This window comes from Actinomadura sp. ATCC 39365 (assembly GCF_054392275.1).
In genome coordinates this window covers 8,579,520-8,602,196 of sequence record NZ_CP184335.1, presented here as the reverse complement: position 1 = coordinate 8,602,196, position 22,677 = coordinate 8,579,520, and the positions used below count along the sequence as shown (strand labels likewise).

Annotated in this window: 22 protein-coding genes; 15 read left to right on the top strand and 7 right to left on the bottom strand. The window is 72.7% G+C overall.

From position 1 onward, the window contains the following. Position 1 precedes the first annotated feature (1 nt). Complete coding sequence (locus tag ACNF49_RS41570) at positions 2-1,120, bottom strand: NAD(P)H-dependent flavin oxidoreductase (protein WP_482941193.1); 1,119 nt, start codon at positions 1,118-1,120, stop codon at positions 2-4. A gap of 63 nt (positions 1,121-1,183) precedes the next feature. Beyond that, the gene (locus ACNF49_RS41565; RefSeq protein ID WP_357968317.1) at positions 1,184-1,867 is read right to left on the bottom strand and encodes a DapH/DapD/GlmU-related protein; all 684 of its coding nucleotides are present in this window, start codon (positions 1,865-1,867) and stop codon (positions 1,184-1,186) included. A 110-nt stretch (positions 1,868-1,977) separates the two neighbouring features. Here ACNF49_RS41565 and pyrG point away from each other — a divergent pair, with 110 nt between their 5' ends. From pyrG to ACNF49_RS41520, 9 genes are all read left to right on the top strand, one after another. Beyond that, positions 1,978-3,642, top strand: coding sequence for a CTP synthase (gene pyrG / locus ACNF49_RS41560; protein ID WP_357968319.1), 1,665 nt, complete (start codon positions 1,978-1,980; stop codon positions 3,640-3,642). Then, a complete protein-coding gene (locus ACNF49_RS41555; protein ID WP_357968321.1) occupies positions 3,639-4,250 on the top strand; it encodes an NUDIX domain-containing protein in 612 nt (203 codons plus the stop codon). Before pyrG ends, ACNF49_RS41555 begins: the two co-directional genes overlap by 4 nt. 15 nt (positions 4,251-4,265) lie before the next feature. Further along, complete coding sequence (locus ACNF49_RS41550) at positions 4,266-5,171, top strand: site-specific tyrosine recombinase XerD (RefSeq protein WP_352321922.1); 906 nt, start codon at positions 4,266-4,268, stop codon at positions 5,169-5,171. 117 nt (positions 5,172-5,288) lie between these two features. Further along, on the top strand, positions 5,289-6,230 hold the full coding sequence (locus ACNF49_RS41545) for a ParA family protein (protein WP_125630250.1): 942 nt from the start codon (positions 5,289-5,291) through the stop codon (positions 6,228-6,230). Beyond that, a complete protein-coding gene (locus ACNF49_RS41540) occupies positions 6,227-7,048 on the top strand; it encodes a segregation and condensation protein A (RefSeq protein WP_357968326.1) in 822 nt (273 codons plus the stop codon). Before ACNF49_RS41545 ends, ACNF49_RS41540 begins: the two co-directional genes overlap by 4 nt. 274 nt (positions 7,049-7,322) lie before the next feature. Further along, a complete protein-coding gene (scpB, locus tag ACNF49_RS41535) occupies positions 7,323-7,940 on the top strand; it encodes an SMC-Scp complex subunit ScpB (protein WP_498703875.1) in 618 nt (205 codons plus the stop codon). Beyond that, positions 7,937-9,994, top strand: a complete 2,058-nt coding sequence (locus ACNF49_RS41530; protein WP_482941192.1) for a pseudouridine synthase — start codon at positions 7,937-7,939, stop codon at positions 9,992-9,994. The genes scpB and ACNF49_RS41530 overlap by 4 nt, the downstream gene beginning before the upstream one ends. A gap of 71 nt (positions 9,995-10,065) precedes the next feature. Beyond that, the gene (gene aroH, locus ACNF49_RS41525; RefSeq protein WP_357968329.1) at positions 10,066-10,425 is read left to right on the top strand and encodes a chorismate mutase; all 360 of its coding nucleotides are present in this window, start codon (positions 10,066-10,068) and stop codon (positions 10,423-10,425) included. A gap of 91 nt (positions 10,426-10,516) precedes the next feature. After that, positions 10,517-11,611, top strand: a complete 1,095-nt coding sequence (locus ACNF49_RS41520) for a prephenate dehydrogenase (protein ID WP_357968331.1) — start codon at positions 10,517-10,519, stop codon at positions 11,609-11,611. A 63-nt stretch (positions 11,612-11,674) separates the two neighbouring features. Here the strand turns inward: ACNF49_RS41520 and ACNF49_RS41515 are convergent, their stop codons facing one another. Continuing rightward, the gene (locus ACNF49_RS41515; RefSeq protein ID WP_357968334.1) at positions 11,675-12,529 is read right to left on the bottom strand and encodes a glycosyltransferase family 2 protein; all 855 of its coding nucleotides are present in this window, start codon (positions 12,527-12,529) and stop codon (positions 11,675-11,677) included. A 118-nt stretch (positions 12,530-12,647) separates the two neighbouring features. Between ACNF49_RS41515 and ACNF49_RS41510 the strand changes: the two genes are divergently transcribed. The 5 genes from ACNF49_RS41510 to aspS all read left to right on the top strand — a co-directional run bounded on the left by ACNF49_RS41510 (position 12,648) and on the right by aspS (position 18,295). Next, a complete protein-coding gene (locus ACNF49_RS41510; RefSeq protein ID WP_482941191.1) occupies positions 12,648-13,253 on the top strand; it encodes a TetR/AcrR family transcriptional regulator in 606 nt (201 codons plus the stop codon). A gap of 13 nt (positions 13,254-13,266) precedes the next feature. Beyond that, positions 13,267-14,625, top strand: a complete 1,359-nt coding sequence (locus ACNF49_RS41505; RefSeq protein ID WP_482941190.1) for a carotenoid oxygenase family protein — start codon at positions 13,267-13,269, stop codon at positions 14,623-14,625. A gap of 54 nt (positions 14,626-14,679) precedes the next feature. Beyond that, the gene (cmk, locus tag ACNF49_RS41500) at positions 14,680-15,336 is read left to right on the top strand and encodes a (d)CMP kinase (RefSeq protein WP_482941189.1); all 657 of its coding nucleotides are present in this window, start codon (positions 14,680-14,682) and stop codon (positions 15,334-15,336) included. A 36-nt stretch (positions 15,337-15,372) separates the two neighbouring features. Continuing rightward, positions 15,373-16,764 (top strand): ribosome biogenesis GTPase Der, encoded by a 1,392-nt coding sequence (gene der, locus ACNF49_RS41495; RefSeq protein ID WP_357968340.1) that lies wholly within the window; start codon positions 15,373-15,375, stop codon positions 16,762-16,764. Positions 16,765-17,038: 274 nt separating this feature from the next. After that, a complete protein-coding gene (gene aspS, locus ACNF49_RS41490) occupies positions 17,039-18,295 on the top strand; it encodes an aspartate--tRNA(Asn) ligase (protein ID WP_482941188.1) in 1,257 nt (418 codons plus the stop codon). Between the two features lie 26 nt (positions 18,296-18,321). Here the strand turns inward: aspS and ACNF49_RS41485 are convergent, their stop codons facing one another. The 3 genes from ACNF49_RS41485 to ACNF49_RS41475 are packed head-to-tail and all read right to left on the bottom strand — an operon-like array spanning position 18,322 to position 21,056. Next, positions 18,322-19,878 carry an MFS transporter gene (locus ACNF49_RS41485; protein ID WP_482941187.1) on the bottom strand — a complete coding sequence of 519 codons (1,557 nt, stop codon included), beginning with the start codon at positions 19,876-19,878 and terminating at the stop codon, positions 18,322-18,324. A gap of 5 nt (positions 19,879-19,883) precedes the next feature. Next, positions 19,884-20,537 carry an LppX_LprAFG lipoprotein gene (locus ACNF49_RS41480; RefSeq protein WP_482941186.1) on the bottom strand — a complete coding sequence of 218 codons (654 nt, stop codon included), beginning with the start codon at positions 20,535-20,537 and terminating at the stop codon, positions 19,884-19,886. A 60-nt stretch (positions 20,538-20,597) separates the two neighbouring features. Continuing rightward, the gene (locus tag ACNF49_RS41475) at positions 20,598-21,056 is read right to left on the bottom strand and encodes a MarR family winged helix-turn-helix transcriptional regulator (RefSeq protein WP_352321897.1); all 459 of its coding nucleotides are present in this window, start codon (positions 21,054-21,056) and stop codon (positions 20,598-20,600) included. An 80-nt stretch (positions 21,057-21,136) separates the two neighbouring features. Between ACNF49_RS41475 and ACNF49_RS41470 the strand changes: the two genes are divergently transcribed. Beyond that, positions 21,137-22,063, top strand: a complete 927-nt coding sequence (locus tag ACNF49_RS41470; protein ID WP_357968349.1) for a cation diffusion facilitator family transporter — start codon at positions 21,137-21,139, stop codon at positions 22,061-22,063. A gap of 8 nt (positions 22,064-22,071) precedes the next feature. Here ACNF49_RS41470 and ACNF49_RS41465 read toward each other — a convergent pair whose 3' ends face one another. Beyond that, positions 22,072-22,665, bottom strand: coding sequence for a 4'-phosphopantetheinyl transferase family protein (locus tag ACNF49_RS41465; RefSeq protein WP_482941185.1), 594 nt, complete (start codon positions 22,663-22,665; stop codon positions 22,072-22,074). Positions 22,666-22,677 lie beyond the last annotated feature (12 nt).

The following is a 22,677-nucleotide window of genomic DNA, read 5'->3' as shown; positions in this document are numbered from 1 at the left end:
TTCAGGTCGAGGTGAGACGGGTCACGGCGTCGGTGAACTCGCTGATCATGTCGTACACCACGTCACGGGCCGGCCGCACCCGGTCGAGCTGGCCCACCACCTGGCCCACGTAGTAGGTGACGAGCTCCACGGCCCCCGGGTCGCCGCGGTCGGCCGCCGCGCCGATGCGGGCCATCGCCCCCTCGGCCAGCAGCAGTTGCAGGGGCATGCCCAGCGGCCCCGGGCTCTCCTGCCCGGAGTCCCACTCCTCGGTCCAGGCCGACCTGAGCTGCCGCGCCGGCTTGCCCGTACGCGACCGGGACCGCACGGTGTCCAGCGACGAGGCGGCCAGCAGCTTGCGCCGGAGCGCGGGCGACGTCTCCGCCTCCTCGGTCGTCAGCCACACCGAGCCGCACCAGACCCCCTCGGCCCCGAGCGCCATGGCCGCGGCCATCTGGCGTCCCGAGGCGATGCCGCCCGCGGCCAGCACCGGGACCGGCGCGACCGCGTCCACGACCTGCGGCACGAGCACCATCGTGGAGATCTCGCCGGTGTGGCCGCCCGCCTCGGTGCCCTGGGCCACGACGATTTCCGCCCCGGCCGCCACCTGCCTGCGGGCGTGCTCCACGGTTCCGACCAGCGCGGCCACCGGCACGCCCGCCTCCCTGGCGCTCGCCACCATCTCCGGCGGCGGCGGCCCGAGGGCGCTGGCGATGAGCCCGATCGGGTGCTTGAGCGCCACGTCGATCAGCGCGGTCGCCCCCGACGCCGTCACCCGCCTGCCGAACTCGTCGGCCACCGCGCTCAGGGGCTGCGGCGGCGCGTTCACGCCGTACTTGGACAGCAGGTGGGCGACGAAGTCGCGGTGGCGGTCGGGCACGAAGTCCAGCAGGTGGGCCCGCAGGTCGAGCGCCGAGGCGTCGATCCGGCCGGGGACGAGCACGTCCACCCCGTACGGCCGCCCGCCCACCCGCTCGTCGATCCACGTCAGCTCGGCGTCGAGCCGCTCAGGGGAGTACGCGACGGCCCCGAGCACCCCGAACCCGCCGGCGTTCGTGACCGCGGCCACCACGTCGCGGCAGTGGCTGAAGGCGAACAACGGGAACTCGACGCCCAGGCGCTCACAGATGGCGGTCCGCATGCACCGACGCTAACCGCCAGAAGCTTGTTCGGTCCATCCCCGTTCTCGGGCCGGTCCCAGCCCTCAGGACGGCCCGGCCTGCCCGTCGAGTGCCAGGGCGATCGCCGCGGCGGCCTCGGCGGCGCCTGGGGCGTGCCAGCCGAGCTCGGGCGTGTACCCGCGGACGCGCTTGGCGGGCACCCCGGCCACCACGCTGTGGTCGGGGAACTCGCCGCGCACCACCGCGCCGCCCGCCACCACGCACTGCCGCCCGAGGACGGTGCCCGGCAGGATGATCGCGCCCGTGCCGAGCCAGGACCCGGCGCCGATCGAGACCGGGCTGTTGCGCGGCCACTGCCGCCCGATCGGCGTCTCGGGGTCGTCGTAGACGTGGTTCTGGTCGGTGATGTAGACGTACGGGCCGGTGAAGACGTGGTCGCCGATGTCGATCGACTGGTGGGCCACGATGTGCGAGCCCCTGCCGATCGAGCACGAGCCGCCGATCCGCAGGATCGAGTCGGGGCCGAGCTCGACGCCCGGCCACATGCCGCAGGAGATCGACACGCGCTCGCCGATCAGGGTGTGCTCGCCGATCTCGATCCACCGCTCGCCGAAGATCGCCCCCGGCGGGAAGGCGATGCTCACTCCCTCGCCGATCCGGCGGAATCGGTAACCCGCCGTGGAGTCCGGGGAGATCGCCCCGGCGTGGCGGATCGCCGCGTACGCACGGTGAATCAGCGCGCCCATGGCCCGGCGTACTAGTGACATAGGGCCCAAAGTTACCGCTAGGTCATGCCGTTCGGGCATGTGAGGGGCGTTGTTTGATATCCTGAGAGCCCGTGGACACATCGGCCACCATTCGAGCCACGGGAGCCCCTTTGCGCAGCGCATCGCAAACCAAGCATCTGTTCGTCACCGGCGGTGTCGCCTCCAGTCTCGGCAAGGGGCTCACGGCCTCCAGCCTCGGCCGGCTGCTCAAGGGGCGCGGTCTCCGGGTCACCATGCAGAAGCTCGACCCTTACCTCAACGTCGACCCCGGCACGATGAACCCGTTCCAGCACGGCGAGGTCTTCGTCACCGACGACGGCTCCGAGACCGACCTCGACGTCGGCCACTACGAGCGTTTCCTCGACACCGACCTGCACGGCTCGGCCAACGTCACCACCGGCCAGGTCTACTCCAACGTCATCGCCAAGGAGCGGCGCGGCGAGTACCTGGGCGACACCGTCCAGGTCATCCCGCACATCACCAACGAGATCAAAGACCGCATCCGGGGCATGGCCGGCCCCGACGTCGACGTCGTCATCACCGAGGTCGGCGGCACGGTCGGCGACATCGAGTCGCTGCCGTTCCTAGAGGCCGTCCGCCAGATCAGGCACGAGGTCGGCCGCGACAACGTCTTCTTCCTGCACGTGTCGCTGCTGCCCTACATCGGCCCGTCCGGCGAGCTGAAGACCAAGCCGACCCAGCACAGTGTGGCCGCGCTGCGCAGCATCGGCATCCAGCCCGACGCGATCGTGCTGCGCTCCGACCGTCCCGTCCAGACGGCGATCAAGCGCAAGATCAGCCTCATGTGCGACGTCGACGAGGACGCCGTCGTCTCCGCCGTCGACGCCGCCTCCATCTACGACATCCCCAAGGTGCTGCACGCCGAGGGCCTCGACGCCTACGTCGTGCGCCGCCTCGGTCTGCCCTTCCGCGACGTCGACTGGAAGGAGTGGGAGCAGCTCCTGCGCCGCGTGCACCGTCCGGCCAAGGAGGTCACGATCGCGCTGGTCGGCAAGTACATCGACCTGCCCGACGCGTACCTGTCGGTCACCGAGGCGCTGCGCGCCGGCGGTTTCGCCAACGACGCGCGGGTCAACATCCGCTGGGTCAAGAGCGACGACTGCGAGACCCCCGAGGGCGCCGAGCGCGAGCTCGACGGCGTCGACGGCGTGCTGATCCCCGGCGGGTTCGGCGTGCGCGGCATCGAGGGCAAGATCGGCGCCATCCGGCACGCCCGCGAGGGCCGGATCCCGCTGCTCGGCATCTGCCTCGGCATGCAGGGCATGGTCATCGAGGCCGCCCGCAACATGGCCGGCATCGAGGACGCCAACTCCGCCGAGTTCGACCCCGACACCAAGCACGCGGTCATCTCCACCATGGCCGACCAGGAGGACGTCGTCGCCGGCGAGCGCGACATGGGCGGCACCATGCGGCTCGGCAGCTACACCGCCAAGCTCGGCGAGGGCACCCTGGCCAGGCAGCTCTACAGCGGCAAGGCCAAGGCCGACGAGCGCCACCGCCACAGGTACGAGGTCAACAACGCCTACCGCGAGCGCCTGGAGAACGTCGGCCTGGTCTTCTCCGGCCTGTCGCCCGACGGCCGTCTGGTGGAGTACACCGAGCTGCCCGTCGACGTGCACCCGTTCTTCATCGGCACGCAGGCGCACCCCGAGTTCCGCTCCCGCCCCACCCGCGCCAACCCGATGTTCAAGGGCCTCATCGGCGCCGCCCTGGCCTACGCCGACAGCCGCGTGACCACCAAGGTCGGCAAGTGAAGGTCCAGGACACGCCCGAGGCGTGGGACGTCGTCGCGTCCAAGGAACACTTCCAGGGCTACGTGATCAAGGTCGTCACCGACACGGTCAGGATGCCCCAGGACGAGGTCGCCGACCGCGACTACGTCGTCCACCCCGGCTCGGTCGCCGTGCTCGCGCTCGACGACCGCGACCGCGTCCTGATGATCAGGCAGTACCGCCACCCCACCCGGCAGCTCATGTGGGAGCTGCCGGCCGGCATCCGCGACGTGGCGGGCGAACCGCTCGCCGACACCGCGGCCCGCGAGCTCGCCGAGGAGTCCGGCTACCGCGCCGACACCTGGCACACCCTGGTCGACCTGCGCTCCTCTCCCGGCATGACCGACGAGCGGATCAGGGTCTTCCTCGCCCGCGGCCTGAGCAGGATCCCCGACGAGGAGAACACCTTCGTCCACCGGCACGAGGAGATCGGCATGCCGGTCGAATGGGTGCCGCTGTCCGACGCGGTCGAGAAGGCGCTCATGGGAATGATCCACAATTCCCCGGCCGTGGCCGGTATCCTCGCCGCATATGCGGCTTCGGTTGAGGGATTCGCCCTGTTGCGCCCCGCCGACGCCCCGGAGGCGTGACGGAAGGACCATGTCGTGGAGGCGGTGCTCTCCAGCTACCTCGCCCATCTGGCGGTGGAGCGGGGCCTGGCTGCCAACACGCTCGCGTCCTACCGCCGTGACCTGCGGCGATACTTCGAACATCTGCAGGCGCGCGGGCGGCTGAAGCTCGACGAGGTGGGGGAGGCCGACGTCCAGGCCTTCCTCGCCGCGCTGCGCGAGGGCGACCGGGAACATCCCGCCCTCGTGGCCAGCTCGGCCGCGCGGGCCGTCTCGGCCGTACGCGGGCTCCACCGGTTCGCCCTGCGCGAAGGCGTCACGGCCCACGACCCCGCCCACGAGGTACGCCCGCCGCGCCAGCTCCGCAGGCTGCCCAAGGCGATCGCCGTCGACGAGGTCGAACGCCTCATCGCCGCCTCCGGCCCCGACGGCGCCCCGCTCACCCTGCGCAACCGCGCCCTGCTGGAGGTCCTGTACGGCACCGGCGCCCGCATCTCCGAAGCCGTCGGCCTGGCCGTCGACGACCTCGAACCCGACCAGGTGCGGCTGCGCGGCAAGGGCGGCCGCACCCGGGTCGTCCCGCTCGGCCGCTACGCCCGCTCGGCACTCGACGCCTACCTCGTCCGCGCCAGGCCCGGCCTGCTGGCCCACGGGCGCGGCACCCCGGCGGTCTTCCTCAACGCCCGCGGCGGCCGGCTGACCAGGCAGGGAGCCTGGGAAGTGCTCCAGGCCGCGGCCGAACGCGCCGGCCTGGCCGGCATCAGCCCGCACGTCCTGCGCCACTCCTTCGCCACCCACCTGCTCGACGGCGGCGCCGACGTCCGGGTGGTCCAGGAGCTGCTCGGACACGCCTCCGTCACGACCACGCAGGTCTACACCCTGGTGACGGTCGACAAACTCCGCGAGGTCTACGCCGCGGCGCACCCGCGCGCCCGGCAGTGATCTATAGTCTTTTGCGCGTGCGCGGTGCCCCGGCGTGCCGCCTTGCCGCGTTTAGTGGTGACGCCATAGTGTCCGTCCGGACGGTCCGGTTCGGGATCGTCAGGGAGGTTCGAGCTGGTGACTGTGACGACCAAGGGTTCGACCCAGGGGACCCCCGACAACCCCTGGGGTGACACCAAGACCAACGCGCCTTCCAACGGCGTCAACCTGGGCCCCACCCAGCGCCCGCGGCCGGTGTTCCCTGAACCGGTCCCGCCGCAGGTGCACGGGCCGGCGCGAGTGGTCGCGATGGTCAACCAGAAGGGCGGCGTCGGCAAGACGACCACCACCATCAACCTGGGCGCGGCGCTGGTCGAGTGCGGGCTGAAGGTGCTGCTGGTCGACTTCGACCCGCAGGGCGCGCTCTCGGTCGGCCTGGGCATCAACCCGCTCCAGCTCGACCTGACCGTCTACAACCTGCTGATGGACCGCGGCGTCACCGCCGAAGACGTCCTGCTGGAGACCGGCGTCGAGGGCCTCGACCTGCTGCCCAGCAACATCGACCTGTCGGCCGCCGAAGTGCAGCTGGTCACCGAGGTCGCCCGCGAGCAGGTGCTCGGCCGGGTGATCAAACCGCTGCTGCCGCACTACGACGTCTGCCTCATCGACTGCCAGCCGTCGCTCGGCCTGCTCACCATCAACGCGCTGACCTGCGCCCACGGCGTCATGGTGCCGCTGGAGTGCGAGTTCTTCGCCCTGCGCGGCGTCGCGCTGCTCATGGACACCATCTCCAAGGTCCAGGAGCGGCTCAACGAAGACCTCGAGATCGAGGGCCTGCTCGCCACCATGTACGACGCCCGTACCCTGCACGGCCGCGAGGTGCTGGCCCGCGTGGTGGAGGCGTTCGGCGACAAGGTGTTCCACACGGTGATCAACCGCACGGTCCGCTTCCCCGACGCCACCGTCGCCGGCGAGCCGATCACCACCTTCGACCCGTCGTCCCTCGGCGCCAACGCCTACCGCGAACTGGCCCGCGAGGTGCTCTCGCGCTGGCCGGCTCCTGCGACAATGGCCAGGTGACCGCAGAGCAGACCGAGGCCCCCCAAGGCTTCCAGGTGCACCTGGACGTCTTCGAGGGCCCCTTCGACCTGCTCCTCGGCCTGATCGCCAAGCACAAGCTCGACATCACCGAGGTCTCGCTCTCCAAGGTCACCGACGAGTTCATCGCCTACATCCGGTCCAGGGGTCCGGAGTGGGACCTCGACCAGACCAGCCACTTCCTGCTGGTCGCGGCCACGCTGCTCGACCTGAAGGCGGCCCGGCTGCTGCCGTCCGGCGAGGTGGAGGACGAAGAGGACCTCGCGCTCCTGGAGGCCAGAGACCTGCTGTTCGCCCGGCTGCTGCAGTACAAGGCGTACAAGGAGGTCGCGAAGGTCTTCGCGGGGCGGATGGCCGAGGAGGCGCTGCGGTTCCCCCGCACGGTGTCGCTGGAGCCCCAGTTCGCCAACCTGCTGCCCGAGCTCATCCTCGGCATCGGGCCCGAGCAGCTCGCCCGCATCGCGGCCAAGGCGTTCACCCCGAAACTGCCGCCCACGGTCAGCGTCGGCCACATCTACCAGCCGCTGGCCAGCGTCAAGGAGCAGGCGGCCATCCTGGTCATGCACCTGCGCAGGCTGCGCCGGGCCACCTTCCGCGCGCTGACGGCCGACTGCGAGGGCACCTTCGAGGTCATCGCCCGCTTCCTGGCGGTGCTGGAGCTGTTCCGGGAGTCCGCGGTGACGTTCGAGCAGGTCGAGGCGCTGGGAGAGCTCCACGTGACCTGGACGGGCGCCGACGACGGCGACGTCGCGGTGGGGGACGACTACGAGGAATCCGCGGAGAAACCATCGAATGACTGACAACCCCAACCCCCTGCCAGGCCCCCGCAAGGCACCCGACTCGGGGTCGCCGCTGCCCGCCTGGATGACCCTCCCGGGCTCCCTCGTCCAGCCGTCCTCCCCGGAGGAGGCGTCCGCCCTGCCCGCCGGCCCCGACCTTCCGGTCGCGCCGCCGAAGCCAGCGCCGAAGCCAGCGCCGAAGCCAGCGCCGTCGCCCGAGTCGTCCTTCCCCGAGTCGCCTTCCGCCGGCCCCGAGCGGCCCTCGGACACCGCCGCCCCTTCGGAGGCCGCGCCGGTGAACGCCGCCGACCGGCAGGAAGACCAGCAGGAAGGCCGGCAGGACACTCCGGAGGAGGAGGCCCAAGCGGCGGGGCCCGCTCTTGAGGCGGCGCTGGAGGCCATCCTGATGGTCGTCGACGAGCCCGTCGCCGAGATCACGCTGGCCCAGGTGCTGGAGCGCCCCACCCACGAGGTCGCGGCGGCGCTCAGGCGGCTGGCGGCGGAATATTCGGCCGCCGGGCGGGGTTTTGATCTGCGGGAAGTCGCGGGTGGCTGGCGTTTCTACACGCGGGCCGACTGCGCGGCGCTGGTCGAGCGGTTCGTCCGCGACGGCCAGCAGACGCGGCTGACCCAGGCCGCGCTGGAGACCCTCGCGGTCGTGGCCTACCGGCAACCGGTGAGCCGCGCCCGCGTCGCCGCCGTACGCGGCGTCAACAGCGACGGCGTCATGCGGACGCTCGTCGCCAGGGGGCTGGTCGAGGAGGCCGGCACCGACCCGGAGAGCCAGGCAGTGCTCTACCGGACAAGCTCATACTTCCTGGAACGTCTGGGACTGCGGGACCTCAGCGAGCTTCCCGAGCTCGCTCCCTTCCTCCCCGACGACGTGGAGAACCTCGAGGAGACAACAAAGTGATCAACAGGCGCAGCACCCCGTCCGGTGATGGACGCGGTCGTGGACGTACCGGCGGCTCCGGCCGCGGCGGGCGTCCCGCCTTCCGCTCCGACGACAACCGCCGCGACGCCTCCGGCGGCGGCTTCGGCGGGGACGACCCCCGCCGCGACTCCCTTCGCGCCGACCGCGGCGGCGCCCGCGCCCGCTTCGGCGACCGCGACGACCGCGCCCGCCAGGACTCCGGCCCCCGCGGCGGCGACCGCTCCGGCCGCCCCACCTTCGGCGGCGACCGCTCCGGCCGTCCCACCTCCGGCGGTGACCGTTCCGGCCGTCCCACCTCCGGGGGTGACCGTTCCGGCCGTCCCGCTTCCGGCGGCGACCGCTTCGGGCGCTCCGGTGGCGAGCGTTCCGGCCGCCCCGGCTTCGGCGGTGACCGTTCCGGCCGTCCGGCCTCCGGTGGTGACCGCTTCGGCCGTTCCGGCGGCGACCGCGACGGCTACTCGCGCGGCGACCGCGCGGACCGTCCGGCGCGTGACGTCCGCGACGACCGCTACCAGCGCGCCGACCGGCCGGCCGGTGGCGACCGCGGCGACCGCTTCCGTGACGACCGTCCCCGTGACGACCGCGGTGACCGCGGCCCGCGTGGCGACCGTTTCGACCGTCCTCGCCGTGAGGGCGGTTTCGAGCGTCCGCGTCGTGAGGGCGGTTTCGAGCGTCCGCGTCGTGAGGGCGGGGACCGGCCGCGTGGTGAGGGCTTCGGCGGGGCTGCCCGGTCCGGCGACCGGGGCAGGTTCGGCGACGACCGGCGCGGCGGCTACGGCGGCGACCGGCGCGGCGAGCGCAGCGGTTACGCCGGTGGCGAGCGCGGTGGCTACTCCGGCGACCGTGGCGGGTACTCCGGCGAGCGCGGCGGCCCCTCAGGTGACCGGGGCGGGTTCTCCGGCGGTCGTGGCGGGTCTTCCGCGGGCCGCGGCGGCTACGCGGGCGAGCGGCGCGGGGAGCGCGGCGGTTACGCCGACTCCCGTGGCGGCGGGCGTCCCGGACGTGGCGGCGACGGCGAGCGTCAGGGCGGCGGCTTCCGTGCCGACCGCGGCGGGCGCAGGGACGACGCCCCCAGGTCCGCCTCCGCCGGCAACACCCGCGCCCGTTTCGGCAGGCGCGAGGACAACCCCGGCGGGCAGCAGCCGCGTACCCCGAGGCGCGACGACGTGCAGACGCTCGGCGGCGGACGGCGTGCGACCGGCTCCGAGAGCCCCCAGGCCAGGCGCATCAAGGCCGCCCGCCAGCCGCTGCGCGACCGTGCCTTCTACGACGACGACTACACCGACGAGCGCGACACCACCGAGGTCCCCGACGGCGTGCGCCTGCAGAAGGTGCTCGCCCAGGCGGGCGTGGCCAGCAGGCGCGCCTGCGAGGAGATGATCGGCGAAGGCCGCGTCACGGTCAACGGCCAGGTCGTGCGCCGGTTCGGCGCCAAGGTCGACCCGGCCACGCAGGTCATCCACGTCGACGGCAAGCGCATCCCGACCGCCCCCGACCTCGTCTACTACGCCCTCAACAAGCCGATCGGCGTCGTGTCCACCATGGACGACCCGCAGGGCCGCCCGTGCCTGGCCGACTACGTCGAGGAGCTGGCGCCCCGCCTGTTCCACGTCGGCCGGCTCGACACCGAGACCGAGGGCCTGCTGCTGCTCACCAACGACGGTGAGCTGGCCAACCGGTTGACGCACCCGAGCTACGGCGTGCAGAAGAAGTACTGGGCCAAGGTGCCGGGGCCGATCCCGCGCGACCTGGGCCGCAGGCTCAAGCAGGGCATCGAGCTGGAGGACGGCATCGCCAAGGCCGACAGCTTCGCCATCGTCCAGGAGCACGGCCAGCAGGCGCTGGTCGAGGTGGTGCTGCACGAGGGCCGCAAGCACGTCGTCAGGCGCATGCTGGAGGAGGCCGGTCACCGGGTGATCGACCTGGCCCGGATCGAGTTCGGTCCGGTGAAGCTGGGCCGCACCAAGGCCGGCACGGTCCGCGCGCTGAGCCTGAAGGAGGTCGGCGAGCTTTACGCGGCCGTGAAGCTGTAATCTGGCCGGAACGCAGGGGCCCGTGCGCATCTCCGCACGGGCTCTCCCGCTATGGAAGGGGAAATTGGCGCATGGTGCGGGCGATCCGCGGGGCGATCCAGGTGGATGCCGACGACCGCGACTCGATCATCCAGGGGACGACCGAGCTGGTCCAGGCGATCATGGAGCGCAACAGCCTGACCACCGACGACGTGATCAGCGTGCTGTTCACCGCCACGCCCGACCTGACCTCCGAGTTCCCCGCCCTCGCGGCGCGCAAGCTGGGTTTCCACGACGTGCCGCTGATCTGCTGCACCGAGATCGGCGTGCCGGGAGCGCTGCCGCGCGTGGTGCGCCTGATGGCGCATGTGGAGACCGACCGTCCGCGGGCAGAGATGCAGCATGTGTATCTGCGGGGCGCGGTGGCGCTGCGCCAGGACATCGCCCAGTAGGCGACCGGCGTGAGCCGGATCGTCGTGCGGCACGTGCCTGACCGACACGGCAGGCAACACTCTCACTAGCCCGATAAATCAGGACATCGATATGGCCTCGGAACTCCGTACCGTGCTCGTCGTCGGCACCGGTCTCATCGGCACCTCGGCGGCCCTGGCGCTGCGCAAGCACGACGTGCGCGTGCTGCTCGCCGACCGTGAGCCGGCCGCCGTGCGGCTGGCCAGGGAACTGGGCGCGGGCGAGGAGTGGGATGCGGAGCGGCTGCCCGCCGGGCAGGTCGACCTGGCGGTCATCGCGGTGCCCCCGGCGCACGTGGCCGACGAGCTGCTGAAGCTGCAGAGCCGCGGCGTGGCCCGGTTCTACACCGACGTCGCCAGCGTCAAGGCCGAGCCCATCCGGCTGGCCGCGCGGCTCGGCTGCGACCTGACGACCTACGTCGCCTCCCACCCGCTGGCCGGGCGGGAGAAGTCCGGCCCGGGGGCGGCCAGGGCCGACCTGTTCCTCGGCCGGCCGTGGGCGCTGTGCCCGACCGGCGAGGCCGCGGAGGACGCCAGGGCGGCGGTGCTCAAGCTGGTCGAGCTGTGCGGCGCCAACCCCGTCGAGGTGGGCGCGGAGGAGCACGACCGCGCGGTCGCCGTCGTCTCGCACGCCCCCCACGTCGCCGCCTCGGCCGTGGCGGCCCGCCTGGCCGACGCCACCGAGGTCGCGCTCGGCCTGGCCGGGCAGGGAGTGCGCGACGTGACCAGGATCGCGGGCGGCGACCCCGGGCTCTGGCTCGGCATCCTGTCGGGCAACGCGACCCCGGTCGCCGAGGTGCTGGAGGCGGTCTCCCGCGACCTGGCCGAGGCCGCGACCGCGCTGCGCTCCCTGGCCGAGGGCGACGGCACCGCGAGCGGCGACCTCACCCAGCTCCTCAAGCGCGGCGTCGCCGGGCACGGGCGCATCCCGGGTAAGCACGGCGGCCCCGCTCCCGCGTACGTGGTCGTCCAGGTGGTCATCGGTGACCGTCCTGGGCAGCTCGCGCGGCTGTTCCAGGTGTGCGACGAGGTCGGCGTCAACGTCGAGGACGTGCGGCTGGAGCACGCGCCCGGGCTGCCCCTGGGCATCGCCGAGCTGTGGGTCCAGCCGGACGCGGCCGCGCCGCTCGCCGAAGCGCTGCGCGAACGCGGCTGGCAGGTCCCCTGACGTCCCCTGACCGGGGGCACTGAGCACGACGCGGCGGGCGGGCGCCGAGCGCCGCCCGCGGCGTCAGTCGGCGGTCCGTTCCAGTCTGCGGCGGGCGCGTTCCACGGCGACCGGCAGGCCGCGCCGGGCGGCCAGGGCCCTGGGCAGCCGCCGTACGGCGGTGCGCAGCCCCTCCCGGCCCGCCGGACCGCCCAGCAGCGCCTGCAGCGACCTGCGGGCCACCACCGGCCAGGGACGGCGCAGCACGGCGGTCAGCACCGCGTTGCGCGCCGCCAGCGCCTGCCTGCCGCGCGGGTCGCGGGCTGGGGAGGGGTGGTGGTGGGCGACGACGTCCTCCACGTAGGCCAGCCCCCAGCCGCGCGCAGCCAGGTCCACGGCCAGCCGCTCCTCCTCGCCGAAGAAGAAGATCACGTCGTCGAAGCCGCCCGCCTCCAGGAACGCCTCTCTGCGCACGACGGCTCCGCAGGCCAGGAAGCCCAGCACGCTCGGCCCCGGCAGGTCGTCCTCGACGCCGAGCGGGGAGTCGCGCATCGCCTCCGACACCGGGTCCAGCCGCTCCCGCGGCCCGACCAGCACGCGCGCGCCCAGCACGGCCAGGCGGGGATGGGCGTCCAGCACGTCGGCGGCCAGCTCCAGGGCGCCGGGCGCCCACCAGGAGTCGTCGTCGGCGAAGGCGACGTAAGGCGTCTCGGCCAGGCGCACGCCGACGTTGCGGCCCGGCGCGCCCAGGTTGGACCCCGCCTCGACCACCTGGACGTCGGGGAAGTGCTTGCGGACGAACCCGGCGGTCCCGTCGGAGGAGCCGTTGTCCACGAGGATCACCGGCCTCGGGTGGCGGGGGATCGTCCGGGCCAGCGATCGGACCCGGTCCCTGGTGGCCACCACGACCGTGACCCGCGCTCGGTTCGTCTCCGTCACGCCGGACCTCCTTACCCGGGCGGACGCCCTTACTCCTCGGCGGCGGCATTGACGGCGGGACGCAGGAGGCGTACAAAGGTCGGTAACAGCGTTACCGAGAAGAAACGGTGTTACTCAGATGGCGGTCACCGCGTACCGGCAAGCCCAGCAGGAAGGCCAGAGCGTGGTCAGGACGGCCATCCTCGACGCCGCCAAACACCTGCTCGTCGCCGAGGGCCCGGCGGCGCTCACCGTCCGGCGCATCTCCGGCGAGGTCGGCTGCTCCACGAAGGTGATCTACACCCTCTTCGGCGGCAAGGACGGCCTCAGCGAGGCGCTGTGGCTGGAGGGCTTCGCCCGGCTGGAGGCGCGCCTGCTGGCCGTCCCCGCCCAGGAGGACCCGCTCCCGGCGCTGCACGCGGGCCTGGCGGCCTACCGCGAGTACGCGCTGGACGAGCCCGACTACTACCGGGTCATGTTCCAGAACGCGATGCACGGCTTCCAGCCCGCCCCCGACGCGGTCGCGGCCGGACGGCGGACCTTCGACATCCTGGTCGAGGCCGTGGCCGCCGGCCTGGAGGCCGGACGGCTGCGCGGGGCCGCCGCCGGTGAGATCGCCGACGTGCTGTGGATGGCGATCCACGGCGCGGTGAGCCTGGAGATCTCCGGCTTCTTCGACAGCGCCGAGGCCGAGCGGCGCTACCGGCTGCTCTACACCTCCGTGCTCACGCCGTTCCTGACCTGAGAGGAAGCGCACGATGACCAGCACCCCCTTCCGCAACGGCTTCGCACCCGCGACGGAGGAGATCACGGCCTTCGATCTGGAGGTCACCGGCCGCATCCCCGCCGAGCTCGACGGCCGCTACCTGCGCAACGGCCCCAACCCGCTCAGCCTCGACGACCCGGCCGCCACCCACCTGTTCATGGGGCACGGCATGGTCCACGGCGTGCGGCTGCGCGGCGGGCGGGCCGAGTGGTACCGCAACCGGTGGGTGCGCAACGCCGAGGTCGCCCGACGGCTGGGCGAGCCGCCGGCGCCGGGCCCGGTGCACGCGGGCATGGACTTCGCGGCCAACACGCACGTCATCGGCATCGCCGGGCGCACGTTCGCGACCGTCGAGGCGGGCGGGCTGCCGTACGAGCTGGGTTACGAGCTCGACACGGTCGGCGCGTGCGACTTTGTCGGCGGCCTGCCCGGCGGGTACGCCGCCCACACCCACCTCGACCCGGTCACCGGCGAGCTGCACGCGATGGCCTACTTCGCCGGCTGGGACCACCACCAGCACATCGTCATCGACCCCAAGGGCGTGGTGGCCCAGGTCAGGGACATCCCCGTCGCCGACCGCCCGATGCTGCACGACTTCGCGCTGACCCGCCGGCACGTCGTGATCTACGACCTGCCGGTCACGCTCAGCATGGCCCACGCCGAGCGCGGCGCGCCGCTCCCGTACGCGTGGGACGACGACCGGCCCGCCCGGCTCGGCCTGCTCTCCCGCGAGACCGGCGACGTGCGCTGGGTGGAGATCGCCCCCTGCTGGGTCTTCCACACCCTCAACGCCTATGACGACGGCGACCAGGTCGTGGTGGACGTCGTCCGCTACCCCAAGCGGTTCGTGGACGCCCGGCTCGACCTGGGCGGCGCGCCCACGCTCGACCGGTGGCGCATCGACCCCGACGCGGGCCGGGTCACCACCACCCGCCTGGACGACCGCCCCCAGGAGTTCCCCCGTATCGACGAGCGCCGCACCGGCGGCCCGTACCGTTACGGCTACACCGCGGCCGCCGCCGACCTGCACGACGTGATCTACCCGGCCGCCGAGCTGGAGGACCTGCCGGACGAGGCGTTCGACAACACGCTCATCAAGCACGACCTGGAGCGCGGCACGCAGGAGGCGCGGCGGTTCGGGCGCGGCGCGTACGTGGGGGAGCCGGTCTTCGTGCCCTCCGGCGCGGCCGAGGACGACGGTTACCTGCTCACCTACGTCAACGACCCGGCCAGGGGAGCGGCCGACCTGGTGATCCTGTCGGCCCAGGACTTCACCGGCGAGCCGGTCGCGATCGTCCACCTGCCCGCCAGGGTCCCGCTCGGCTTCCACGGGAGCTGGATCGCGGACTGACCGGAGGCGGTAGCCTCTTCAGGTTGGGGAAACACACGTGAAGAGGGAGAGGCCGTGTCCGGTCTGGTCGTCGCCATGGACGGTCCTTCGGGGTCGGGCAAGTCGAGCGTGTCGCGCGGGGTCGCCCGTGCGCTGGGCCTGCGTTACCTCGACACCGGGGCCATGTACCGGGCGATGACGTGGTGGATGCTCCGGCAGGGCGTCGACCTGGCCGATCCCGAGGCGGTCGCGGCCCGTTGCGGCGAGCCGTCCATCGTCTCCGGCACCGATCCCGAGGGCCCCACGATCGTGGTCGACGGCGTCGACGTGGGCGGGCCCATCCGGGAGTCCGAGGTGACCGGCGCGGTCTCCGCCGTCGCCGCCGTCCCCGAGGTGCGCAGGCGGCTGGTCGCGCTGCAGCGGGAGATCGCCGGCGCCGGTGACATCGTGGTCGAGGGCCGCGACATCGGCAAGGTCGTCTGCCCCGACGCGCCCGTCAAGGTCTACCTGACGGCCAGCGCCGAGGCCCGTGCCCGCCGCAGGAGCGCCGAGCTGACCGGCTCGACGGTGGAGGCGCAGCAGGCCGCCATGGCCCGGCGTGACACCCTGGACTCGACACGTAAGACGGACCCACTCTCGATGGCGGATGGCGCCGTCGAGCTCGACACCACCGCGCTCAACCTCGAAGAGGTCATCGCGGAGGTGCTGAGGCTGGTCAAGGAGCGCACCTGACCTCCAGGTGCGGTACTCACCTAAGGATGAACAAGCATGTCAACGGGGGATTGGGTCGAGGCTGACCTCGACCAGCTGGAAGTCACCGAGCACGGCGACACCACGCCTCTGCCGGTCGTGGCCATCGTGGGCCGCCCCAACGTGGGCAAGTCCACGCTGGTCAACCGCATCATCGGCCGCCGCGAGGCGGTCGTGGAAGACGTGCCGGGCGTCACCCGCGACCGCGTCACCTACGACGCCAACTGGCGCGGCCGCCGCTTCACCGTGGTCGACACCGGCGGCTGGGACCCTGACGCCACCGGCATGAACCTGCGCATCGCCGAGCAGGCCCAGGTCGCCGTCGAGCTGGCCGACGTGATCGTGTTCGTGGTCGACGCCACCGTGGGCGCCACCGACGCCGACGAGATCGTGGGCGCGGTGCTGCGCCAGTCGGGCAAGCCGGTGATCCTGGCCGCCAACAAGGTCGACAACCAGCAGCTGGAGCTGGAGGCCGCCGCGCTGTGGGCGCTCGGGCTGGGCGAGCCCTACCCGGTCTCCGCGCTGCACGGCCGCTCCAGCGGCGACCTGCTCGACGTGGTGCTCGACGCGCTGCCCGAGACGCCGCAGCTGACCTTCGGCGGCGAGCGCGGCCCGGCCCGCGTGGCGCTGCTCGGCAAGCCCAACGTGGGCAAGTCCTCGCTGCTCAACCAGCTGGCGGGGGAGGAGCGGGTGCTGGTCGATCCGATGGCGGGCACCACCCGCGACCCGGTCGACGAGCTGATCGAGCTGGGCGGGCGCACCTGGCGCTTCGTCGACACCGCCGGCATCCGGCGGCGCGACCGCGAGCTGCAGGGCGCCGACTTCTACGCGGCCATGCGCACCCGCGCCGCCCTGGAGCGCTCGGAGGTGGCGATCGTGCTCATCGACGCCAGCGAGCCGCTCACCGAGCAGGACCTGCGGATCATCGGCCTGGTGATCGAGTCGGGGCGGGCCATGGTGGTGGCGTTCAACAAGTGGGACCTCGTCGACGAGGACCGCCGCTACTACCTGGAGAAGGAGATCGACCGGCAGCTCGTGCGCACCCCGTGGGCGCTGCGGGTGAACATCTCCGCCAAGACCGGCCGCCACATGGACCGGCTGGTGCCGGCGCTGGAGAAGGCGCTCGACTCCTGGTCCACCCGGGTGCCGACGGCGCGGCTCAACGCGTTCCTCACCGAGCTGGTGCACGCGACGCCGCCGCCCGTCCGGGGTGGCAAGCAGCCGAAGATCCTGTTCGCCACGCAGGCGTCCGTCGAGCCGCCCAAGTTCGTGCTGTTCACCTCCGGCTGGCTGGAGGACACCTACCGGCGCTTCATCGAGCGGCGCATCCGCGAGGAGTTCGGGTTCGCCGGGTCGCCGATCGACGTCACGATGAAGATCCGCGAGAAGCGCCCCAAGAAGGACAAGTAACGGCGTTGCCGTATCATCTACGGCAACGCGTGGACGGAGACGAGTAACCAGCGGGCCGCACGGGCCCAGAGAGCCGCCGGCAGCTGCGAAGGCGGTCCCGTGCTCCGCTGGTGAAGACACTCCCGAGTGCGGGGAGGAAATGCCCCGCCGGCCTGACCCCCGTCATCGGGTCGTGGAGGCCGCCCCTCGCGGGCGGCGAAAGTGCGGTGGCACCGGGAGCTCCCTTCTCCCCCGCACTCCCAAGGGGTCATGCATTTCCTGCAGAGGAGCTGTAATGATCTCTCGTGTCCTGTCGGCGTCGCTCGCTGAGCACGCCGGCCGACGAGTGACGATCGCCGGCTGGGTCCATCGCCGCCGGCACCTGAAATCCGTCTCCTTCCTGGTCGTACGCGACCGTGCCGGGCTGGCCCAGGTGGTCAGCGCGGACGGGGAGCTGCCGCCGGAGGAGAGCGTCGTCCGGGTCACCGGCACCGTGACCCCGGCCGGGCAGGCGCCGGGCGGGGTCGAGCTGACCGGGCCGGAGATCGAGGTCCTGGCCGAGCCCGCGCAGGCGCCGCCGTTCGACCTCTACCGGCCGGTCGTGGCCGCGACGCTGCCGACGATCCTCGACCACGCGCCCGTCGCGCTGCGGCATCCGCTGCTGCGGGCGCCGCTGGAGATCTCGGCGGCGAGCGTGGCCGGGTTCCGCGAGACGCTGGACGGCCTGGGGTTCACCGAGATCCACACGCCCAAGATCGTGGCCTCGGCCACCGAGTCCGGCGCGAACGTCTTCGGCATCGACTACTTCGGCCGCCGCGCCTACCTCGCGCAGTCGCCGCAGTTCTACAAGCAGACGATGGTCGGGGTGTTCGAGCGGGTCTACGAGGTCGGGCCGGTCTTCCGCGCCGAGCCGCACGACACCGTCCGCCATCTGGCCCAGTACACCAGCCTCGACGCCGAGCTGGGCTTCGTGACCGACCACCGGGACGTGATGGCCGTGCTGCGGGAGGTCGTGGCCGGCATGGTCGAGTCGGTGCGCCGCCGGGCCGCGTCCGCCGTCGAGGTGGCCGGGGCCGCGCTGCCCGTCGTGCCCGCCGAGATCCCGGCTGTGCACTTCACCGAGGCCCAGCGGCTGACCGGCGAGGACGAGCCCGACCTGTCACCGGCCCAGGAACGCTGGTTGTCGGAGTGGGCGCTGCGCGAGCACGGGTCGGAATTCCTGTTCGTCACCGGCTACCCGATGTCCAAGCGGCCCTTCTACACCCATCCCGACCCGGCCAGACCGGGCCACTCCAACGGCTTCGACCTGCTGTTCAGGGGCCTGGAGCTGGTGACCGGCGGCCAGCGCCTGCACCGCTACGACGACTACGTCCAGGCCCTGGACGGAGACGTGGAGCCGTACGAGGGCTACCTCCAGGCGTTCCGGTACGGGATGCCGCCGCACGGCGGCTTCGCGCTCGGCCTGGAACGCTGGACGGCCCGGCTGACCGGCGCCGCCAACATCCGCCAGACCACCGCCTTCCCCCGCGACCTGCACCGCCTGTCGCCCTGACCGGCGGCCCGAGCTCTGATCCGCGATCAGAGCTCGGGGTCGGGGGCGGCGTCCGCGAGGGCGGGCGCCGCCTCCGGCAGGGCACGGCGCGGCATGAGCAGCGCCACCGCCGCCCCCAGCAGGCAGACGAACGCGGTGAGCAGGAACATCTCGGTGTACTCGACGTGCAGGGCGGCATCGACCTGGGCCAGGTAGTCGGCCAGCCGCCGCTGGTAGGTCTGCGCGTCCACGCCGAACGGCAGCGGCGTGTCCAGGTGGGCGGTCAGCGACTGGAACCGGTGGAACCCCCACGCCGACACGCCCGCCACGCCGACGAGCATGCCCATCATCCTGGCCACCACGACCGCCGCCGAGGCGACGCCGTGCTGGACGGCCGGGCTCACCCGCAGGACCGCCGAGGAGACCGGCGCGATCACCAGGCCCAGGCCGAGCCCCGCCACGACCAGGTCGGCGTCCACGGCCAGGCCCGCGCCGGCCAGGTCGAGCGGCCAGCGGCTCATCAGCCAGTATCCGGCCGCGGCGAGCAGCAGGCCGGGCACCGCCACCGCGCGTTCGCCGGCCCGCCGGGCCAGCACGCCGCCGAGCAGCGCGCCCACGGCCAGCGCGCCGAGGAACCGGGCCAGGACCAGCGCCGCGCCCAGGGCGTCCTTGTCCAGCAGCGTCTGGGCGGCGAACTGCACGAACACCATCGTCACCAGCAGCGCCGCCCCGGCCAGGAAGCTCACGCCCAGCGTCGCCAGCAGCGGCGACTTGCGGGCGGCCGACAGGTCGAGCAGCCGGACGGGGGAGCGGATCTCCCACCAGACGAAGACGGCGCCCGCCACCGCCCCGGCCGCGATCACCGGCGGCCCCCACGGCGGCAGCACGGTCGTGGCCGGGTCGGGGTTGTACAGGCCGACGACCAGGAGGGCCAGTGCCAGCGCCAGCAGCGCGCCGCCGACGACGTCGACACGGGCCGTGCCGGAGGGCGGCCGGGCCGGGACCGTACGCTGCACGGCGACGGCGGCCAGGGCGGCGAGGGGCACGTTGACCCAGAAGATGGCGTGCCAGCCGCCCAGCTCCACGCCCGCCACGGCGACCGGCGGGACCAGCGCCAGCACGCCGCCGTACAGGGGGCCGAGGGCGCTGCCCAGCTCCTGCGCCGCGCCCACCGCGCCCAGCGCGAGCGGCCGGTCGCGCGCCTCCCACAGGTCGCCGATGAGCGCCATCGTGATCGGCAGCAGCGCCCCGCCCGCCACGCCCTGCACCGTACGGCCCGACACCACCATCGCCTCACCGGCCGCCAGCGCGGTCAGCACCGAGCCGAGCGCGAACGCCGCCAGGCAGGCGTGGATCAGCGGCCGCCTGCCGTAACGGTCGGAGAGCTGGCCGAGCAGCGGCATCGCGGCGACGTAGCCGAGCAGGAACCCGGTGACGACCGGTGTGACCCGCTCCAGGTGGTTCTGCGGCACGCCGACGTCGTGGGCGATGTCCATCAGGACCGTCACGACCACGTAGGCGTCGAGCGCGGCCAGCAGCACCACCGCGCCGCCCGCGCCGAGCGCGACCCGGCGGGCGCGGCCGGCCGGGACCTTCCGGCTCACCGGGCTCATCCGGAGGGGGGCGGCGTGATCGTGACCGGCGCGTCGTAATCGCTGAACGTCACCGTCACCGTGCCGTTCTGCAGCGGCAGGCTCGCCCTGGTGAGCCTGCTGGTGGCCTTGTCGATCCAGACCTTGCCGTTGACGCCCTGCGTGACGCCCGGGACGATCTGCCCGACGACCTGCCCGGAGAACGTCGTGGCCACCCGGTACGAGCCGTCCTCGACCGCCTCCACCCTGGGGTCGGTCGCCGAGGCGAGCAGCTGCGCGATGCCCTTGGCCGGGTTGAGGATCACCGACGGGTCGTAGAACTGGGCGAGCTGCTGCCTGGTCATCGTCTGGAAGCCGCCGGTCGGCCCCTTGAAGTGCACGGTGTCGCCGATCACGGCGAAGGTGATCTCCTGCAGGGTGCCCAGCACCTCCAGCGTGATCGTGCCGTCGGCGTCACCCGCCGAGGTGAGCCTGCCGTCGGCCTTCTTGAGCGGCACGTTGGGCTTGCCCTCCGTGGCGATCGAGAAACCGGCCGACCGGACGGCCTTCATGGCCTCCGCGGACTTCTTCATCACATCGGGCCCGGCGGGCAGCTCGTCACCTCCGCCGCCACCCGCGGAGCAGGCCGGCATCAGCGCGAGCACGACAACGATCAGCAGCTTTCGGAGCATGAGCGGATCGTAGCGACCGCCCGGGAACGCCGGTGAGCCGTCGCCGATATCGGTTGGGCCTCAGCGCAGCTTCTTCAGGTGGTCGACGATGGGCCCGAACGCCTGCTCCAGCGCCTCCAGCTGGTCGTCGGTGAGCCGGTCGACGAAATGCTCGCGCACGCTCGCGACGTGGTCGGGCGCCACCCGCTGGATCGTCGCCCAGCCCTCGTCGGTCAGGACGGCGAACGTGCCGCGCCGGTCGTCGCGGCAGTCTTCCCTGGTGACCAGCCCTTTGGCCTCCATGCGGGAGATCTGGTGCGACAGCCTGCTGCGCGACTGGATCGTGGCGTCGGCCAGGTCGCTCATCCGCATGCGCCGCTCGGGGCTCTCGGAGAGGTTGACCAGGATCTCGTAGTCGTTCAGCGAGAGCTGGTGCTCCTGCAGCTCGCGGTCGAGGCGGTGCATGAGAAGCTTGTGCAGCGCGAGATGCGTACGCCAGGCACGCTGTTCGGCGGGGGAAAGCCAGCGGGGCGCGCTCATGATCCCCAATCTATCGCACGCCCGCGGCGATGCGGCTACCTGCGGGGGGCCGCCGCACAGGGCCGCCGTACAGTGATCTGATGGAGGAGAAGTCGGGGGAGAGCCTGGCGACCGTGCTGGTCGCGGGCGCCGCGAACCTGACCATCGCCCTGGCCAAGCTCGTCGCGGGGCTGATCGGCGGCTCGGCCGCGATGTTGTCCGAGGCGGCCCACTCGGCCGCCGACACGATGACCGAGCTGCTGCTGCTGGTCTCCGTACGCCGGGCGGGCAAGCCGCCCGACGAGCGCCACCCGTTCGGCTACGGCAAGGCGGGGTTCTTCTGGGCGATGATGGCGGCGGTCGCGACGCTGGTCGGCGGGGCGGGCTTCTCCGTCACCCACGGGCTGCACGAGATCAGCCACGGTGAGGAGCTGGGCAACCTGACCCCGTCCTACGTCGTGCTGGCCGTCTCGTTCGTGATCGAGGGCATCTCGTTCACGAAGGCGTACTCGCAGTTGCGCGCCGAGGCCGGCAGGTACAAGGTGCGTCCGGTGCGGCTGGTGCGGATCACGTCCGACACCGCGTTGAAGGCCGTGCTGTTCGAGGACGCCGCCGCGCTGGTCGGCCTGGTGATCGCGGCGCTCGGGCTGCTCGGCTCGCAGTGGTCCGGCTCGGCCCTGTGGGACGGCGCGGCCTCGGTCGCCATCGGCCTGCTCCTGCTGGTGGTCGCGCTCATCCTGATCCAGTCGAACCTGTCGCTGCTGATCGGCCAGGCCGCCCCCAGGCAGATCGAGGTCGGCATCCGCGCGGTGCTGCTGGCCCAGCCCGAGGTGGACGACGTGGTCGAGCTGCTGACGATGATGATCGGACCGGGCTCCATCATGGTCGCCGCCAAGATCGACTTCCGGGACGAGGCGAGCGCTGCCGGGGTGGAGATCGCCTGCGACGAGATCGACCGGCGGCTGCGCGACCGCTTCTCCGGCGTCACCCTGGTCTTCCTCGACCCCACCCCCACCCGCCGCCGCTAGCCGGGCCCTCAGCGGGACGGGACGGGGACGCGCTCGGCCGGCGTGTCGGTGATGACGGCGACCCTGATGTCCGGGACGACCTGCCATTCCAGCAGGTGGCCGGCCGACAGCGGGTCGACGGCGGTGGTGCGCAGCTCGTCCAGGGTGAGCTCGCCGCGTTTGACCAGGGCCTCCTTACGGGTCCAGTGGCGGATCAGCTCGTCGTTGCCGGTCACCAGGGCACGTTCGGCGGGGGTGAGCGCGTGGTCGGCCAGGCCCTCGTTCAGCGGGCCCGGCGGCACGTGCTCGGCGTCCACGCCGACCCGGCCGGGGCCGGCCGCGGCGCACACGTAGCCGCGGGTGTGGCTGAAGCTCACGCCCAGGCCGGGGGCCTCGCGCAGGTACGGCCTGCCGTGGCCGGGGCCGTGCACCTCGCAGTGCTGCAGCAGGGTCAGCTCCTCCGGCGGCAGATCGAGCACGGCCGCGGCGCACAGGCGTACGAGCAGGTGGGCCGCGACGAAACAGGCGCGGTCGGCGGGGAAGACGAACCGGTCGGCGCGTTCGCGCTCGGCGTCGGTCAGCCACGTCTCGGGGGCGCGCACCTCTTCGGGGCGGCCGCCCATCGCCAGGGGGAC